Annotated in this window: 17 protein-coding genes; 7 read left to right on the forward strand and 10 right to left on the reverse strand. The window is 70.6% G+C overall.

Annotated features, from left to right (window positions below; translation table 11 throughout):
• Positions 1-67 precede the first annotated feature (67 nt).
• The 5 genes from ACMGFG_RS14800 to ACMGFG_RS14820 form a co-directional block, all read right to left on the reverse strand.
• Positions 68-1108 (reverse strand): glycosyltransferase family 4 protein, encoded by a 1041-nt coding sequence (locus tag ACMGFG_RS14800; protein WP_436931095.1) that lies wholly within the window; start codon positions 1106-1108, stop codon positions 68-70.
• A gap of 46 nt (positions 1109-1154) precedes the next feature.
• Positions 1155-2330 carry a 3-dehydroquinate synthase II gene (locus tag ACMGFG_RS14805; RefSeq protein WP_436931096.1) on the reverse strand — a complete coding sequence of 392 codons (1176 nt, stop codon included), beginning with the start codon at positions 2328-2330 and terminating at the stop codon, positions 1155-1157.
• A 355-nt stretch (positions 2331-2685) separates the two neighbouring features.
• The gene (locus ACMGFG_RS14810) at positions 2686-3177 is read right to left on the reverse strand and encodes a DUF7519 family protein (protein ID WP_436931097.1); all 492 of its coding nucleotides are present in this window, start codon (positions 3175-3177) and stop codon (positions 2686-2688) included.
• Positions 3174-5237, reverse strand: coding sequence for a DUF58 domain-containing protein (locus ACMGFG_RS14815; protein ID WP_436931098.1), 2064 nt, complete (start codon positions 5235-5237; stop codon positions 3174-3176). The genes ACMGFG_RS14810 and ACMGFG_RS14815 overlap by 4 nt, the downstream gene beginning before the upstream one ends.
• On the reverse strand, positions 5234-6322 hold the full coding sequence (locus ACMGFG_RS14820) for a DUF4129 domain-containing protein (protein WP_436931099.1): 1089 nt from the start codon (positions 6320-6322) through the stop codon (positions 5234-5236). The genes ACMGFG_RS14815 and ACMGFG_RS14820 overlap by 4 nt, the downstream gene beginning before the upstream one ends.
• Before the next feature lie 190 nt (positions 6323-6512).
• Here ACMGFG_RS14820 and ACMGFG_RS14825 point away from each other — a divergent pair, with 190 nt between their 5' ends.
• Positions 6513-7076 carry a bifunctional nuclease family protein gene (locus ACMGFG_RS14825; RefSeq protein ID WP_436931100.1) on the forward strand — a complete coding sequence of 188 codons (564 nt, stop codon included), beginning with the start codon at positions 6513-6515 and terminating at the stop codon, positions 7074-7076.
• Positions 7077-7126: 50 nt separating this feature from the next.
• On the opposite strand, the gene ACMGFG_RS14830 is transcribed toward ACMGFG_RS14825, so the two are convergent.
• Positions 7127-8944 carry a PAS domain S-box protein gene (locus ACMGFG_RS14830; protein ID WP_436931101.1) on the reverse strand — a complete coding sequence of 606 codons (1818 nt, stop codon included), beginning with the start codon at positions 8942-8944 and terminating at the stop codon, positions 7127-7129.
• Positions 8945-9121: 177 nt separating this feature from the next.
• On the opposite strand from ACMGFG_RS14830, the gene ACMGFG_RS14835 reads away from it, so the two are divergent.
• Complete coding sequence (locus tag ACMGFG_RS14835; protein WP_436931102.1) at positions 9122-9325, forward strand: hypothetical protein; 204 nt, start codon at positions 9122-9124, stop codon at positions 9323-9325.
• Positions 9326-9616: 291 nt separating this feature from the next.
• Here the strand turns inward: ACMGFG_RS14835 and ACMGFG_RS14840 are convergent, their stop codons facing one another.
• Positions 9617-11182: a (R)-citramalate synthase gene (locus ACMGFG_RS14840; RefSeq protein ID WP_436931103.1), complete on the reverse strand. Its 1566-nt coding sequence runs from the start codon at positions 11180-11182 to the stop codon at positions 9617-9619.
• 220 nt (positions 11183-11402) lie between these two features.
• Here ACMGFG_RS14840 and ACMGFG_RS14845 point away from each other — a divergent pair, with 220 nt between their 5' ends.
• The gene (locus tag ACMGFG_RS14845) at positions 11403-11642 is read left to right on the forward strand and encodes a hypothetical protein (RefSeq protein ID WP_436931104.1); all 240 of its coding nucleotides are present in this window, start codon (positions 11403-11405) and stop codon (positions 11640-11642) included.
• 78 nt (positions 11643-11720) lie between these two features.
• Here the strand turns inward: ACMGFG_RS14845 and ACMGFG_RS14850 are convergent, their stop codons facing one another.
• From ACMGFG_RS14850 to ACMGFG_RS14860, 3 genes are all read right to left on the reverse strand, one after another.
• Positions 11721-12074, reverse strand: coding sequence for a DUF192 domain-containing protein (locus ACMGFG_RS14850; RefSeq protein ID WP_436931105.1), 354 nt, complete (start codon positions 12072-12074; stop codon positions 11721-11723).
• Positions 12075-12195: 121 nt separating this feature from the next.
• Positions 12196-13920, reverse strand: coding sequence for a methyl-accepting chemotaxis protein (locus tag ACMGFG_RS14855; protein WP_436931106.1), 1725 nt, complete (start codon positions 13918-13920; stop codon positions 12196-12198).
• Between the two features lie 82 nt (positions 13921-14002).
• Complete coding sequence (locus ACMGFG_RS14860) at positions 14003-14959, reverse strand: hypothetical protein (RefSeq protein ID WP_436931107.1); 957 nt, start codon at positions 14957-14959, stop codon at positions 14003-14005.
• Positions 14960-15055: 96 nt separating this feature from the next.
• On the opposite strand from ACMGFG_RS14860, the gene ACMGFG_RS14865 reads away from it, so the two are divergent.
• The 4 genes from ACMGFG_RS14865 to ACMGFG_RS14880 all read left to right on the forward strand — a co-directional run.
• Positions 15056-15655, forward strand: a complete 600-nt coding sequence (locus ACMGFG_RS14865; RefSeq protein ID WP_436931108.1) for a DUF7097 family protein — start codon at positions 15056-15058, stop codon at positions 15653-15655.
• 44 nt (positions 15656-15699) lie between these two features.
• Complete coding sequence (locus tag ACMGFG_RS14870; RefSeq protein ID WP_436931109.1) at positions 15700-15945, forward strand: hypothetical protein; 246 nt, start codon at positions 15700-15702, stop codon at positions 15943-15945.
• Between the two features lie 95 nt (positions 15946-16040).
• The gene (tnpA, locus tag ACMGFG_RS14875; RefSeq protein ID WP_436931110.1) at positions 16041-16481 is read left to right on the forward strand and encodes an IS200/IS605 family transposase; all 441 of its coding nucleotides are present in this window, start codon (positions 16041-16043) and stop codon (positions 16479-16481) included.
• On the forward strand, positions 16478-17313 hold an 836-nt coding region (locus tag ACMGFG_RS14880), incomplete at its 3' end, for an RNA-guided endonuclease TnpB family protein (protein ID WP_436931111.1). The genes tnpA and ACMGFG_RS14880, both read left to right, overlap by 4 nt.

Here is a 17313-nt window from a genome sequence, read left to right on the forward strand (position 1 = left end):
CTGCATCTGACGGAGCGTCTACTGACCCCAAGACCGCGCCCGCTGACCGCCGGGACCGCGCAGCGGCTCACCTCGTCGGCGTCCGTTCGTTCGTGGTCCCGCTGACGAGTTCGTCGTAGAGCCGGACGAGTTCGTCGCCGACGGCGTCCAGGGTGAACCGCTCGGTCGTCTCGGCCGCGTTGTCGCCGATCCGCTCGCGCTCGGCCTCGTCCTCGCAGAGGTCGGTGATCGCGTCGACGAACTCGTCGACCGTCTCGGCCTTGCGGCAGTCCTCGCCGTCTTCGAGCCACTCGTAGGTCGGGATCGACCGGACGACCGGCGGCTTGCCGCAGTGCATCGCCTCCAAAAGCGCCATCCCCTCGTTCTCGTTGCGCGAGGGCCAGAAGAACACGTCGCCCGCCGCGGGCGCCCCGCGCGGGTCCTCGATGTACCCCGTAAAGGTGCAGTTGTCGGGCGAGTTCTCGACGAGCCTGCGGGTCTCGCGTGGCTGGAGGAACCTGTCGAGCCGTCCGCCGGTCGGGTTGAGATAGCCGAACCAGGCGAAGTCGTACCCCGGGAGCCGGCGGGCGACCTCGACGAACGTGTCCAGCCCTTTGCGCTTGATGACGTGGCCGAACATGAACACGACCGGCGGCTCCAGGTCGTAGCGGTCGAGATACTCCGCGCGCAGGTCGGGGTCGTCCCAGCCGGCGAACCGCTCGGCGTCGAACCCGTTGGAGATGACCGTCGACGGGGTGTCGGTGTACCCGGCGATCACCGCCTGGTTGTGCTCGGAGGGACAGACCAGGTGGTCGGCCTGGTCGTAGGCGTAGGCGAGAAACGGTTTGAGGGGGCGGGCGAGCGCGTTCGAGAAGACGAAACTGTTCCGGAAGTCCGCGGCCGTGTTGTGGGTGTGGAAGAGGACCGGAATCTTCCGTCGGCGGGCGCGCTTGGCGTAGTAGATCGAGCGCGGGCCGGCGTTGTTGAGGTGCAGGAGGTCGCAGTCCAGCGTCGGCTCGGTGGTGTAGTCGATCCCGTACTCGTCCAGAACCGCCCGCTGGTTGTTGACCGACTGGGCGAACCCGCCGGTGACGACGCCCTCGCCCTCGAAGTAGTGGCTGACTCTCATACTGTGGTACTCTGCCGTGCGGTCGACGGGGCCGCCGGCGATCGGGTCACTTCTCGATGATGCTCTCCTCGATGGCCTCGCCGAAGTGGCGCGCCTTGTCGCCGTAGTAGACGCGCACCTCGTCGCCCTCCGCCAGGTCGGTGACCGCCTTGCGGCCGTCGGCGGTGGCAACCTTGATCGTCTCGGCGTTCTGCAGCAGCGTCTCGATGCGGTCGACGCCCTCGTCGGTCTCGACCTCGGCGCTGACCCGGAACATCGGCCGCTTCTCGATCTTGACGCGGCCGACGATGGCCTCGCGGGTGTGGCCCTCGGTGTCGACGACCTGCACCTCGTCGCCGCTGCGTAGCTCCGAGAGGTACTTCGTGCCGCCGTCGGGGGTGCGGACGTAGGCGTGGACCGCGCCGGCGTTGACGCGGAACGGCCGGGAGGCGACGTACGGCGACTCGGCCGTCTCGGCGTGGACGAAAAAGAGCCCGCGGCTCATCGAGCCGACGAGCATCCCCTCGTCGTGGTCCATGAGGTTGCCGGTGTCGATGCAGACGCGGTCGGCGGAGCCGGTCTGTTCGATCTCGGTGATCGTCGCCGTCGTGAGCTCCAGCTGCTCGCGGCGCATCTCGTCGCGGACCTCCACGGTCTCGCGGATCTCGTCGGGGTCGTCGGTGTCGAGCAGGACCGAGTCGGCGCCGATCTCCAGGGTCTCGTAGGCGGTGCGGGCCTCCTCGGCCGTGGTGACGCCCGCGACGAGGTTCGTCTCGTCGCCGATGCGCGCGATGAGGTTCTCGAGGGGGATGATCTGCCAGTCCTCGCCGACGACGATGGTGTAGTCGGCGGCCGTCGCCACCTCCTCGGCGAACTCCTCGTAGCGCTCGTCGAAGATGCGGACGTAGCCGGCGGTCGCTTTGCCGTCCTGGCGCAGCACCGACAGGTCCGCCGAGCCCGACAGGTCGCCGGGGATCTCCATCGAGCCGTCGCCCTCGCCGTCCTTGCCGACGACGGCGGCGTCCGGTTCGTCGGCCTCGTCGGCCTCGGCGTCCATGACGTGCACGTCGCCGTTGGTGAACGCCGCGACGTTGACGGCGCCCAGGTCGCGGACCCGGGCCACGTCGGACTCGTCGACGAGGACCCAGTCGACCCCCGCCTCCAGGCCCGCCGTGATCCGGCGCTTGCGCGCCTCCCAGTCGCCGACCTCGTCGTCGGCCTTCAGCCACACTTGCCGTGTCATGTATCCACGCTCGCCCCCGTCCGATTTGAACGTGGCGGAAGCGGCGCTATCGGTCGCCGCGGTCGGACCGGTCTCGAAGCGACGGCCGCGAGCCGCTGTTCCCCGAAGCGACGGCCGTCGCTGGTCCGTTCGGGTTCCGGTGGACAGAATACGCGAGTACCCCTACCCGCTGTCCACCGACGTACCCCGGATTCCTCGGACCGGGGGAATATGTCTTGTGGTTGTTCCCGGTCGGGGTCCGGGGAATGAACGCCCGTCCGGAGCGTCGCCGCCGCAAGTCGGGATCGGTCAGTTCGAAGTCGTCAGTCTGGGTCGCTCGGACCGCGGGCGGTCGGTCCCGACTCGGTCGGTCCCGTCAGGGCTCCAGCGCGTACAGCAACAGCGCGCTGCCGACCAGCAGGAAGACCAGCGTGCCGGCGGTGAGGGTGCCGGTCGACAGCAGGAAGACGCCGAGGGCGACCCCGCCGGCCACCAGCGTGGTAAGCGTCGCGCCGCCGAGGTGGACGAGCACCGACCGCTGGACGGGTGCGTCGCGCCCCAGGTGTTCGGCGAGGCCGACGACGTGCTCGGCGGTGGTCCAGGTGACGACCGTCGCGGCGGTGACGAGCAGCAGGACGGCCGGCGGCGCGCCGCGGGCGCCGGCCGCGAGGACGCCGGCGAAGATCAGGCCGCTGCCGATGGTCACGAGTCTGCGTGACGCCCGGTCGGTCCCGAAGCCGACGACGGCGAGGCCGGCCGCGGCGACGACGAACGAGGCGAGGTTGACCGCGAGGCCGAGGACGGCGACGACCCCCGGCGCGAGGGCGATCCAGACGGACTCGCGGGCGGGGCGGCGGACGACGGTCACGCCGACCACCGCCGTTGGGCGGCGTCGATGGCCGTCTCCAGCGGGTTCTCGGGGTCCCAGTCGACGACGCGGACGCCGACGCGGCGCAGCCGGGAGATCCGCATCGCCCGCTCGACGGCGGCCAGCCGCTGGCCGGTCGAGGCGCTGGCGGTCACGTCCGGGCTGAGGACCGTGACCGGGAACCCGCGGGCGTGCAGCTGGCGGACGATGTCGACGGCGTCGTCGTCACAGAGCGGCGAGCAGAGCACGAGCTGGGCGTCGCTGGGCAGCTCCCGGCGGAGCCGGCGCTCGGCGAACTCGCCGTAGAAGGCGCCCTCCGGCCGGTTGCCGTCGAAGGCGGGGTGGCGTTCGAGCAGGCTGCGGGCGCGGGCGGCCTGCGTGGCGCCGCCGCGGGGTTCGAGCCAGCACCGCTCCGGCGAGAGGGCGGCCAGCCCCACGGAGTCGCCGGCGCCGACGAGCGAGGCGACGACCACGTCGGCGGCCGCGATCCCGTGGTCGACGGCGGAGGGGGCGTCGACCCGCGGGGCGACGTACGCCTCCGCGCGGGCGTCGACGAGGACGACCACCGTCGCGGCGTGCTCCTCGCGGAAGAGGAGGGTGGCGAACTCGCCGGTGCGGGCGACGCGGTTCCAGTCGATCCGCGAGAGGGGGTCGCCCCGCTGGTACTCCCGGACGGAGTGGAGTTCGACGCCGCTGCCCCCGGTGTCGGTGACGACGCGGCCGACACGCCGGGCGGTCTGCGGGTGGACCGGGACCTCCTCGTCGGCGCTCAGCTCCAGCGCAGTCGAGAGGACCGTTCCCTCGTCGCTCTGGACGTGCCGCTCGCGCTCCAGCGCGCCGCTGAAGTCGCGGAGGATCACCTGGACGGGGTCGAACGGATGGTCGCCCCGCACCGCCTCGACGGTGTAGGAGAACGCGACCGTCTCGCCGGCCCGCAGGGCGGTGGCGAACCGCGGGGAGCCGTCGACGACGCGGACGGCCGGCGGGACGCCGTCCACGAGCCGCAGGTCGGGCAGCAGGTCGTCGCTCTCGTTGGTGACGCGGACGGTCACGGTGACTTCCTCGCCGGGCGCGGGGTCGGTCGTCGAGAGGTCGCGCTCGACGGCCAGCTCGACGGGCGGCGGCGAGGAGAGGTAGACGTAGCCGGCGGCGCCGACGACGGTCGCGGCGGCGACCATCAGCGACGGCGGCACGGCCGAGTGGCCGGCCCAGATGCCGACGCCGACCGCGAGCAGGCCCAGCCCCGTCAGCCCCGTCCAGCGGTTCGTCCGCCGGTCGACCTGCCGGCGCTGGCGGTCGGTCGTCCGGACCGTCGCGGGGCGGTCGGGGTCGGTCGACGGCTCGTCCGCCCAGTCGGCGGCGTCGATGCCCGGCGCGAGCGCGGCGAGTTCGACCAGCACGCGGTCGGCGTCGGACGCGAGTTTCGGGCGGCGGCCGACCAGCGACCGGACCTGGTCGCCGGTCGTGGCGACCGACGACTCGGCCGAGAGGAACTCCGCGGCGGCGGGATCGTCGGTCCAGGTCCCCGCGGCGACGGCCTCGCGGGCCTCGGCCTCGGGGATCCGCTCGGCCTGGGCGTAGATGGAGACGGCCGCGCGGCGGAGCCGCTCGGTCACGTCGCGGCGGGCGTCGACCCGTCGGCGACTCGTCCCGTGGATCGCCCCGGCGAGCGCGTCGTCGAAGTCCGCCCCGGGGACGGTGACCGATTCGCGGTACTCCACGTCGGCCGTCGTCGCGGTGTCGTAGTCGGTGAACGTCCGCCGGACCAGGACGAGCGCCCCGGTGAGGATCGCCGAGATGGAGATCCCCGCCACGACGCCGTTCCCGAACGGCAGGTCGGGGACCGCGTCGACGCCGACGACCGCGGCCAGCCCCGCGAGAACGACGACCAGTCCCAGGCCGATCCTGGCGGGGTTGTCGCGCACCGACGGCGCGACGAAGTCGATGTCGCCGGTGACGCCCGTGTCGACGGTCTCCATCGTCTCCCGCATCGCCTGGCCCTGCTGGAGCTGCTGGTCGGTGACGGTCCCTGGGTCGCGGTCCACGTCGTCCTGGCTCACGACCGACCACCCGGACCGTCGCCCGCGTCCCCGTCGGTGTCGCTCGCGTCTGTCCCGGTGTCGTTCGCGTCCGGGTCGGATTCGACCCGCTCGTCACCGGTCGCGTCCGCGGCGGTGTCGGTTGCGGCGTCGCCGGGACTGTCGCCCGCCGACCCGCCGTCGGCGGCCGCGGCGACCGAGTCGGCGTCGACGCCCTCGTGGGCGGCCTGGATCGCTCGCAGGGTCTCGACGGCCTGGCGTTCGTGGTCGGCGGTGACGGGCTCGGAGCCGTAGCGGACCCGCTCGAAGAGGTCGGTCAGCTCGGCGACGCGAGCCTCGTCCATCCCGGCCGCGGTCGCGGCGGCGGCGAACTCCCCGGGCGTGCTCGTCGCGGGGTCGGGCACGTCGAGCGCCGTCGTCATCTCGGCCCAGGCGTCGTAGACGGCGTTCTCGGCGTCGCCGGCGTGGTCGTCGATGCGGTCGGCCGCGCGGGCGGCCGCGGCGCCGACCGCCTCCCGGTCGGGGGCGTCGGGTTCGGCCGGCGGCGACGGGTCGACCGACGCGTCGACGCTGGCGCTGGCGTAGTAGATCACGCCCAGCGCGGCGAGTAGCGCGAACCCGACGACACCGAACGTCACCAGCGCCGGCAGGTCGCGCTCGGTGTCCGCCGCGCTCTCGTCGACGCTCCCCCTGTCGCCGCCCCCGCCGAGCGGATCACCCGTCACGTTCGGGAGGTCCTGTCCGACCGAGGGAGGGTCGAGCGTCCCCGAGAACAGCATGTACACTCCGATTAGACCGACGAACAGCACCACGGCGGCGACGACCGCGAGCGCCCGGTCGTACCCCATCAACAGCGCCCCCGGGATCGCCAGGACGACCGCCGCCGCGATCAGGATCGCCACCCAGTCGCCGGGGAGGCCGGGAGCCTCGGGCGCGCTCCCGTTGGTCGGCGTCTGCTGGCCCAGCGGGTCGTCGGTGACCCCCACCGATTCCCCCTCTCCCGCGCCGCGCTGGTTGCTCGACGTGGCCGAGAGCGTCGACGCCGTCAGCGCCAGCGCGACCACACACAACACCACCACCGCGGCCGCGGCGAGCCGGTCTGCCATTGCCTGACTAATCAGTCAGCGGGGACTTAAGGTTCCCGTCCCGTCCGTCGGTCGCGCGAGCGCGGGGAACGGGGCACCGTCGGCGACCCGGTCACCGTCCCGACCGGACCACTGCGGGGACCGGACCGCCGCGGGGGTCGGCCGGGCGTCCGCACGGTCCTTTTTGATGGTCGCGCTCCAACGCTGTGACATGGCAACACACGAGGCCACGGTCGAGGGCGTCGGCGTCGGCGTCGGTGACGACGGCCCCGGCCACCCGGTCGTCCTCCTGCGTGTCCGCGAACAGCTGGTCCCCATCTTCGTCAGCGCCGACCAGGCCCAGTCAATGCAACACGCGCTGGACGGCACGCCCTTCGAACGGCCGCTCACCCACGACCTGTTCGTCGACATGGTCGCGGAGTTCGGCGCCGCCATCGACCGCGTCCGCATCGACGATCTGGCCGACGGCACCTTCTACGCGAAGGTCGACACCGAGCAGTACACCGGCGACGAGCGCTCCGAGATGGTCTTCGACGCCCGCCCCAGCGACGGCATCGCGCTCGCGCTGCGGGTCGACTGCCCGATCATCGTCTCCGACGAGGTGATCGACGAGGCCGGCCGCGACCCCGACGAACTCGGCTTCGTCGACGAGGAGGAGGCCCGCCGCGAACACGACTTCGGCGAGGAGGGCTTCGACTTCGGCGACGAGGAGGACGACCCCGGCTTCGGCGACGAGGAGGACGACCCCGGCTTCGGCGGCGACGACCCGTTCTGACCGGCGGCGGACCCGACGACCGGAAAAAGCGGAGGTGGAGACGGCTGCGGTCAGGCGGTCTCGACGCCCGTGAACTCGAACCGGGCGCCCCCCGTGTCGCTCTCCGTGACCCCGACCGACCAGCCGTGTGCCTCGGCGACCTGCTGGACGATCGCGAGCCCGAACCCGGTACCGTCCTCGGCCGTCGAGTAGCCGGGTTCCAGCACCGACTCGCGGTCGTCCGGGGGAATGCCCGACCCGTCGTCGGCGACGTAGAACCCCTCCGGGAGGTCGCCGACGGTCACGGTCACGTCCTCGCCCCCGTGCTCGACGGCGTTGCGCGCGAGGTTCTCGACGAGCTGCTGGAGGCGACTCTCGTCGGCGAGGACCCGCGTGTCGGTCTCGACGTCGAGTCCGGCCTCGTCGGTCGAGACGGCCCCCCAGCACCGCCGGACGAGCCCGTCGAGCGCGACCGGTCGCGTGTCGCCGACGGTCTCGCCTTCGCGGGCCAGTGTCAGGAGGTCGTCGATGAGCGCGGCCATCCGGTGGTGCGAGCGCTCGACCGCCTCGAGGTGGGGAGCGACGGACTCGCAGTCGCACGCCTCGTCGACCAGTTCGAGCCGGCCCTGTGCGACGTTCAGCGGGTTCCGCAGGTCGTGGCTGACGACGCTCGCGAACTCCTCGAGGCGGTCGTTCTGCCGCTGGAGGTCCCGTTCGCGCTCGACCCGCTCGGAGATGTCACGGCTGATCGCCAGGAACCGCACTTCGTCGTCGATGTTGAGGCGGGTGAGGTGAACCTCGACCGGGAACGTCGACCCGTCGCGGCGCTCGTAGGCCCCCTCGAACTTGCGCTTGTCGCCGACCGACAGCCCCTCCCACATCTCGCGCGCCGCCGTCGGGCTGATGTCGGCGTCGATGTTCCAGATCTTCCGCCCGAGCAGCTCGGACTCCGTGTAGCCGAGCCGCTCGCAGAACTGCCGGTTCACGTCGAGTATCTCGCCCTCGTCGTTGTGGACGTCGATCATGTCCGGCGAGTTCTCCAGCAGCGCTTCGAGGCGGGCGCTCGTCGTCCGGAGGTCCTGTTCGCGCTCGTACTGGTCGGTGATATCCGCCAGCGAGAAGACGACGGCCTCGACGACCCCGTCGTCGTCGAACAGGGGCGCCCCGTTGACCGACAGCACCGTCCGATCGCCGTCGGGCCACTCGATGCTGTGTCGGTAGTCGGTGACCGGTTCGCCGGAGTCCCGGACGAGCCGGAAGGGCAGTTCCGCGTCGGGGATCGGGTCGCCGTCGAGGTCGCGGATCTCCCACTCCGGGTCGTTGTACGCACGGTCCCGCACGTCGGCCGAGGAGAGGCCGAGCACCGATTCGGCGCGGTCGTTGGCGTAGACGAACGACCCCTCCCGGTCGAGCTTGACGACGCAGGCGGGCACCGTCGAGAGGATGCGGTCGAGGCGGTCGCGTCGCCGCAATCCGTCCGCGTCCCGGCCGGCACGGGCGGTCCGGGCGGCCGTTCGGACCCGGTTGGCGAGGATAGCGTAGTGGTCGGCGTCGCCGTCCCGGCGGACGTACCCGGCGGCGCCGGCCGCGAAGGCGTCGCTCGCGGCCGCTTCGCTGTCGGCCGCCGGAAACAGGACGACAGGCGTCCCCGCCCGGTCGACCCGCTCCGCCCCGAGGAGGTCGACCCCGGTCGCGTCCGGCAGGTCGTACCCGGCGATGACACAGTCGAAGCGCCCGTCCGCCAGCCGGTCCAGTGCCGCAGACACGTCCGGGGCCGAACACACCTCGAACTCCCTCCCGTCGGCCTCCAGTCGTTCGCGCGTCTCGGCGGCGACGCGCTCGTCGGGCTCGACGTGCAAGACCCGTAGCCGTTGTCCTGTGGCGTTCATCTCGGCAATCGACCTTATCCCTCGTACGGATTGCGAACACAAGTGTCCGAGGGTGGGCGGCCGGTTCGCCGACGGACCCCGAGCGCGCTCGACGCCGTCGGTCGGGCTCCGGTCGGTTCGGACCGCTGCGCCGACCCCTGCTGCGGGAGTTTTCCGTCTCGAACCCGGAGCCGAGGTATGGGATCCGACGGACTCGTCGACCTCGACCAGGAGACCTGGGTGGTGCTGGCGAAGTACAACCTCGCGCTCGCGACGCTGTTCGGCGTCCTGACGCTCGTCTCGCGGACGATGCTCGAAGGGAACCAGCCGATGCTCGTCGAGAACGGCGCCCTCGCCCTGTTTTTCGGCGCGGTCCAGACCTACGCCTGGCTGTCGGCGTGAGCGCAGGACGGAGACCGGCCGTGCGGTCGCGGTTTCCCGGGTAGCATCCGGCGCTTCGCGCCGGTTCACCGGACGCGAGGCGGAGCCGAGCGTCCGGCCTTTTTCACCCATGTTTTTGGACCGGGGGCGGGTCGCGGGCACGGCCCGCGACCGAATGACGTGGCGGCGATAGCGAGGGAGCGAAGCTCCCTCGGACCGTTGGCGCGGCGAAGCCGCGCCAAGAAGCCGCCACGCAGTCCCCGCAGCGCGCCGGAGGCGCGCGAGGAAACCCCCGGTCGAAAAAGATGGTCTCTAGTCGTCGGCGATCACGCGGTCGTCGCTCGTGGCGACGAGGCGGTCGATGGCGTCGACCATCGCCTCGACCGAGGCGCGGGTGATATCGGAGTCGCTGGCGGTGACCGTCACGAAGTCGTCGCCGCGGGACATCTCCACCTCGACGGTGACGATGGCGTCCGTCCCGCCGGTGATGGCGTCGACGTGGTAGGATTCGAGGTGGGTGTCGAAGGAGTGGCCCAGCGCGGACTGGACGGCGTTGATCGCGGCGTCGACAGGTCCGGACCCGGTCTCGGCCTCGGTGCGCTCCTCGCCGTCGACGACGAGGGTGACCGTGGCCGTCGGCGTCGACCCGCCGGCGACGGTCGTGAGTTCGGTGATCTCGACGCGGCGGTCGTGTTCGCTGTCGGTCACGTCCTCGGCGATGGTGAGGAGGTCGGCGTCGGTGACGCGCTTGCCGCGGTCGCCGATCTCCTTGACGCGGGCGACGATCTCGTCCAGTTCCTCGTCGGTCACCTCGAAGTCCTTCTCGTCGAGCGCGGCCTTCACGCCGGCGCGGCCGGCGTGCTTTCCGAGGGCGAGCCGGCGCTCGCGCCCGACCTTCTCCGGCGGGTACGGCTCGTACATCGCCTCGTCTTTGAGCGTGCCGTCGGTGTGGATGCCCGACTCGTGGGTGAAGGTGTTCTGGCCGACGACCGCCTTGTTCGGCGGCAACGGGATGCCGGTCGCGTTGGCGACGAGTTCCGCCAGGTCGTACACCTCCGTGAGTTCGAGCGTCTCGACGCCGTAGCCGTGCGAGAGCGCGATCGCCACCTCCTCGATGGCGACGTTGCCGGCCCGCTCGCCGATGCCGTTGACGGTGCCGTGGACCACGTCGGCGCCCGCGGCGATGGCGGTCAGAGCGTTCATCACGGCCAGGCCAAGGTCGTCGTGGGTGTGGGCGCTGACCGGCCCCAGATCCGAGAGGCGGGAGACCGCTTCGAGGGCGCCGTCGGGCGTGGCGTGGCCGACGGTGTCCGCCCAGCAGATGCGGTCGGCGCCCGCCTCCAGCGCGGACCCGAGCAGTTCTTCGAGGTAGTCCAGATCCGCGCGGGAGCCGTCCTCGCCGATGACCTCGACCCACAGGTCGTGATCTTTGGCGTACTCGACGAGTTCGACGGTGTCGCGGACGTTGTCCTCGTGGGTCGTCCCGACCTTCTCGGTGACGTGGCGGTCGCTCGCCGGGACGACGAGGTTGATGCCGTCCACGTCACACTCCAGGGCGAGATCGATGTCGCGCTGGATGCCCCGACAGAAGCTCGTGACCGTCGCGTCCAGGTCGAGTTCGGCGACGCGGGAGATGGTCTCCCGTTCGCCGGGGCCGGTGCAGGCGCTGCCGGCCTCGATGAACCCGACGTTCGCGCGGTCCAGGGCGCGGGCGATCCGGGCCTTCTCGTCGGGGGTCAGGGAGACACCCGGGGCTTGTTCGCCGTCGCGCAGCGTCGTGTCGAGAAACTGTACGTCCCCAACCGAAGAGAGGTGAGTCGTCTCGGGATGGTCGCCGAACAGCGTGGTCCCTTCGCGCTCACCGGAGCCGTCACACATGACGGAGAATTTCTCGGCCAGCCGCCGTGAGGCGACTTCCTCTATCCTCCGTGTCGGTATGGTCCGACATCGTATGCCGTGGTGAAGCGAGCCGCCCTCATTAATCCGTCGGGTTCGGCGTCGAGGCGGTACGGACGCCGGCGCCGCGAACCGCTTTCCGCGGCACCTCCCGACCGACCCGCCATTTACGAGGGTGGCCGTCCAACACTCCCGGTGTCCCATGGTCGACTTGCGCACCGATCCGGACGACGCGGGGGACGACTCGCGTGGCATCGTCAGGGACGCGCTCGCCCGGTGGTACATCTGGGCGATCGCCGCCGTCTCGGTGCTGATGGTGTGGTACACGGTCAGGAACCCGTCGATCACGCCGGACGGCTACGTGGTGTTCTTCGGCCTCGCCGCGGTCGTCGTGGCCGTCTACGGCCTCCACGACATGGAACGGACGCCCGACCTGGTCTGACCGGTCGGCCCTCCCCGCCGAGGGGCCGGTCAGCCGTCGTCGAGGATGACCCGGCCACCCGCCTCCGAGGGGACACGGTCAGCCGTCGTCGAGGAAAACCCGATCGCCGGGTTCGACGCCGTCGGCGGCGCCGCCCGGGAGTTCGACGAAACAGTCGGCCTTGGCGACGCCGGTGCCGCGCCACGGGGCCAGCGTCTTCACCTGGACGACCTCGTCGTCGCGGAGCCAGACCACGTCCAGCGGCGTGCGGACGAACAGCATGTGTACGTCGCGGTAGCCCGTCCGGCCGAACTCGAACACCAGGGCGTAGCCGTCGGGCAGCGAGGACTTGCCCATCAGGCCCTTGACCTTCTTCAGCAGCGAATCCGCCCGCTCCACGTCCGTCGCGAGCGTGCGCGGGTCGCCGTCGGCCGGCTCGTGGACGAGGCGCATGGCCTCATCCTGGAGAGAACGGGACAAAACCGTTGCCCTCATACGGATTATTGCAAGCGTTTACCGGGTCGACCGCACGCAGTCGTGCGACCGATCCCGGAATGTCTTGCAATAATCCGTATCAGTCGTCGGTCGCCGCAGCCGGGACGGCCCCGCCGCCCGCCAGCGCCCCGCTCCCCTCGCCCTCGCCGTCGGGCAGGCGGAAGCGGTCGAGGGCGGCCCGGAGGTCGTCGGCGCGGTCGGCGACCGACTGCACGTCCGCGGTCACCGTCGAGACCGAGGCGGTCTGCTGTTCGGCCGCCGCGGCCACCGACTCCGCCTCGTCGCGGGTCTCCTCGCTGATACCCGCCACCTCGTCGACGACGGCGACTACGTCCTGGGTGGTCTCCGCCTGCTCGTCGGTCGCCGCGCTGATCTCGCTGACGCTCTCGTCGAGTTCCCCCACGTCGGCGACGATGTCCTCGAAGTCGCCCAGCGCGTCCTCGATCGTGGCGACACTGTCGCCGACCTGGTCGTGCATCTCCCTGACCGTCGCGGCCGTCTCGGCGGACTCGCGCTGGAGTTGCCCGACGAGGTCGCCCACCTCCTCGGCCGCGTCGCGGGTCTCCCCGGCGAGGCCCTTCACCTCGTCGGCGACGACCGCGAAGCCGTCCCCGCTCCCGTCGCCGCCCCCGGCGCGGGCGGCCTCGATCGAGGCGTTCAGCGCCAGCATGTTCGTCTCCTCCGCGATGTCGTCGATGAACGAGACGATCTCGTCGACCTCGGTCATGCGGTCCGCGAGCCCCTCGACGGCGTCGGCGGTCCGCTCCATCCGACCCTCCAGGTCGTCGAGCGCGTCGATGGCCTCGGCCGCGGCGTCGCGCCCGGACCGGCCGCGCTCGGCGGCGGTCCCCGCGGTGTCGGCCACCTCGTCGGCGGAAGCGGCGATCTGCTGGACGGTCGCCGAGAGGTCGTTCAGCTGCTCGGCAGCCGCCCGGACCTGCTCGCTCTGTCGGGTCGCGCCCTCGGAGATCCCCTGGACCGACTCGGCGACCTCGTCGCTCGTCCGGTCGAGTTCGTCCATGCTCGCGGCCACGTCGTCGCTGGCCGCCGACACCTCGTCGGCGAACGCGCGCACGTCGCCGACGGTCGCGCCGAGCGTCTCGACCAGGCGGTTGTAGTTCTCGCAGATCTCCCGGTACTGGTCGTCGTCCCCGGCGATGTCGTCGGCGTCGAGCCGCGCGGTCAGGTCGCCCTCGGCGGCGCGGTCGGCCGCCCCGGCGAACGCCTCGACCAGCGATTCCAGCCGCTCCGAACGCCGTTCGAGGTCGGCGGTCATCGACTCCAGTTCCGCCGTGTGCTCCCGCAGGTTGTCGGCCATCCGCGACAGCGACTCGCCGAACGCGCCGGGCACCTGTTCGTCGAGGACGGGCGCGTCGAACTGCTGGTCGGCCAGCGCGTCCGCCTGCGCGGCGACGAGCTCGATGTGGGAACTCATCTCGGCGAACGACCGCGTCAGGCTCCCCACCTCCGAGGGGTCGTCGCTCGCCGGCACGGCCACGTCGACCTCGCCCGCGGCGATCCGGTCGGCCGCCGCCTCCAGCCGCTGGATCGGGACGACCACGTCCTCGCGGGTGATCCAGACCGTGTTGACCAGGGCGAGCGCCGCCGCGACGAACAGGACTGCACCCAGCGCCACTCGCGCGACGCCGGCCGTCACGAACGGCAGGACCGCCTGCCCGACCGATATCAGGAACTGAATCCCGGCCGCCCCGACCACAGTCCGCTCGACCGACTGGTCGATCCCCATCGCAGTCATCCACCGTCGTATGAATCGCTTGTACCACTTCACGGGGCGATCGTACATGGTCATTCGGTCGACGACCGCCCTCTTAAAATCCGGAACCATATTTCAAAGACTGAGAAACAGGATGGGTCCGCTCGCCCCCTCACCGTTCTCGTCCGTCGACCGTCGCTTCGATCTCCACGATCTCCGGGCTCGTGATGTCGAGGGCGACGAGCCCGTCGGCGCCGGTGCGGTACCGGGACTCGGCCGCGCCGACGGTCGACAGCGTCACGTTCGCCGGCGCGCCGTCGCGGGTCACGCGGACGGTCAGCTCGCCGTCGGCGACGCTCCCGCCAGTGGCGAGCCGGTAGCGGACCGGCGGCTCGCCGGTCTCCGGGGCGAACTCGCTCGACCCCGTCTCGTAGGAGCTGTCGGCGTGGGCGCCGCGGTTCGGTCGCGGCGTCGCGTCGGCGGGTCGTCGGTCGACGTCGATCTCGGCGCCGACCGTCCCGCCCCGTGCGTCCCTGGCCGTGTGTGCCCGGAAGGCCCCGGCGTACACGTCCTCGACGACGGTCCCGTTCGCCAGCGTCAGGGTCAGGTCGCGGACGACCAGCGCGTACTCCGAGACGGCCGCCGCCGGGACGGTGTACGCGCCCAGCGAGCGGGAGCCGTTCAGGTCCGCGAGGCCGACCTGCATTCCCCCGTACCGGAGACAGTCCAGGTCCCGGTCCAGGTCGGGCGTCTGCGTCGGCGTCGAGAACGACCCCGACGCCGCCGAGGTGGAGACGCCGTCGCAGTTGTAGATGTGCGTGTCGGCGAACGCGACGGTGAGCGTGGCGTTCGCCGCGACCACCTCGTCGGGGAGGTCGCCGGTGCGAACGACGTACTCGACGGTCACGGTCCCCGCCGACATCGCTGGGGTCGGCGTCCCGCGGTCGGCCGTCGGCGTGGCGGTCCCGCCGGACGCCGTCGCGGTCGGCGACGCGGCGGTCTCGGTCGGTGTCGGCGAGGGCGTCGGCGCGTCGGTCGCCGTCGGCTCCGGGGTCGCGGTGGGGCCGCCCAGACAGCCGGCGACCGCGACGAGGACGACGAGACAGGGGGCGATACTGCGCGGATCCATGGCCGGCGATTGCGGGGACACCGGTACAAATCTTCCGGGGGTCGCGACCGGGTTGCCCTCGAAACGCTCTAACGGATCGCGGCCGTGGCCGGGTGCATGGAGAAGACGCCCTCGGGCACGTCGGTCGGCGTGGCGGACCCCTACGCCCACGTCGACCGCTGTGACCACTGCACCGACGAGGGCCGCTGCCGGTTCGCCGTCGAGCAGGGCGACCGCGACCCCGAGTTCGCCGACGCGCGCAGCCGCGAGGACTTCCGCTGTCCGGTCGTGGGCGACCTCGACGAGGAGGGGCTGACCGGCCCGTGGGAGTGGGCCGACTGCCCGCACTTCCGGTGTCGCAACCGTGACCGGGAGTGCGAGCGCTGCGGGCTCGAAGAACACCGGATGGCCCACGACGACGAGCGGCCGCTGCTGGAGGAACACCATCTGTCGTACGCCGACCGGTCGGCCGGGGACGACGACCCGAGCCACGAGATCACGGTCTTCCTCTGCCGGTGGTGTCACGCGAAGGTCCACGACTCGTGGGCGAGCATCGACGACGACGCCAACCCCGACCCCGAGGCCATCGCCGAGCGCGAGGGCCGCCGCTCCCGGGAACAGGCCGAGCTGGGCTTCCAGTCGGCCGCCGAGCGGTTCGACACCGGCGGAGACGACGGGAACGGCGGGGACGACCGCCCGAACCAGTCCGGCGGCTGACACCCGATGACCTTATTTTCGTGTCCCTGTCAGTACCGGTACGGATGGCCCTCCGCGAGTACACGGACGACGACTACGAACGGCTCCAGCGGAGCGAACGGGAGCTCACCGGGAACCGCGAGCGGGCGACGGTCACCGACGTGGTCGTCGGCGAGGACACGGCCCGGCTCACCCTCGGTTTCGAGTGGACGGCCGACTCCGAGTCGGTCAGTTACGACCTCGACGACGCCCGGGACGTGATACAGACCGATAGCGCATACCTCCGTCTTCAGGCGGAGGTCAAGCGATAGGCATAGTGCGTCAATCCACGAACCTCGCCATTCCTGGATTTCCCACGCTCCAACGGAGGTATTAAGACTTCGACGAATCATAGTGTGCAATACGGATGAAGACCACACGGCACGCGACCTACAACCTCAACTACCACATAGTGTGGTTGCCGAAGTCGGGCGGAATCGAAGATTCCGCTGACCTCGCGGAGCAACGCTCCGCTCAGTACCGCCAGTCGGTACTCGTCAACGAGGTCGCCAACCGTGTGCGAACCATCCTCCACGAGATCGCCGACGACAAAGGCTTGGAGATTATCGACCTGACCGTTCAGCCCGACCACATCCACCTGTTCGTCAGTAGTCCACCGAAACACGCGCCCTCACTACTTGCCAACTGGTTCAAGGGTATCTCCTCGCGGAAATACAACCACCGCTACGCCGACAACGACGGCGAGAAGATTCGATGGGCACGGGGCTACTACGCAGGAACGGCGGGGCACGTCTCCACCGAAACGGTACAGGACTACATCCAGCGTCACGAGGAAGACGACCAATGACCGAACTCACCAAGACGCTGGAACTGAAACTGGTAGACCCGAACGCACACAAACGGCGGAAACTCCGCGAGACGCGAGATGCCTACCAGCAGGCCCTTCGAGATGCGTTCGACGCTGGTTGTACCACCCAGACCGAAGCGAACGACGTGGTGGTCAACTACGACCTGTCGGGGTACGCGAAGAACGCCCTCAAAAAATACGTCCCGCAGTTGACGACGACGTACAACGCGGACGACCTGCACGACAACCACCCTGTTCGGTTCACCAACGAGGGGCTTCAGCTCGACCACAAGCCCGAGAACGCTATCGAGTGGTACGTCAAAATCCCGCACCACGAGGATTACCGTCTCTGGATGCCAGCACAGCCGAATCCCGACCAACGGGACTGGCTGGAAGCGTTGCACGCTGGTGACGCGGAGATGGGTGAGAGTCGGCTGTTCCAGCGGGATGGGACGTGGTATCTCCACGTCACCGCCACCCGCGACGTGGAGGACTGTTCCAAGGCGTCCGACGACGAACGGACGCCTATCGGAGTGGACATCGGGGAAGCATCACTCGTCACGGTGTGTCACCGCGACGACCACGGTTCTCCGACTCGCCCCGAACTGTGGGCTGACGAGGGCAAGACTGTTCGTCGGCTCCGCAAGACCTACTTCACCGCTACGCGACGGCTTCAAGAACGCGGAAGCGACCGTCTCGCCGAGTCGTTCGGTGACGACCTGTGGAACCAGATAGACGACGTGTTCCATCGTGTCACCCGCGAAGTCGTGGAGTACGCCGAATCCGTCGAGAATCCCGTACTGGTTCTGGAAGACTTGACGTACATTCGGGA

The sequence above is a fragment of the Halosimplex halobium genome, assembly GCF_051414055.1.
GTDB classification, from domain to species: domain Archaea; phylum Halobacteriota; class Halobacteria; order Halobacteriales; family Haloarculaceae; genus Halosimplex; species Halosimplex halobium.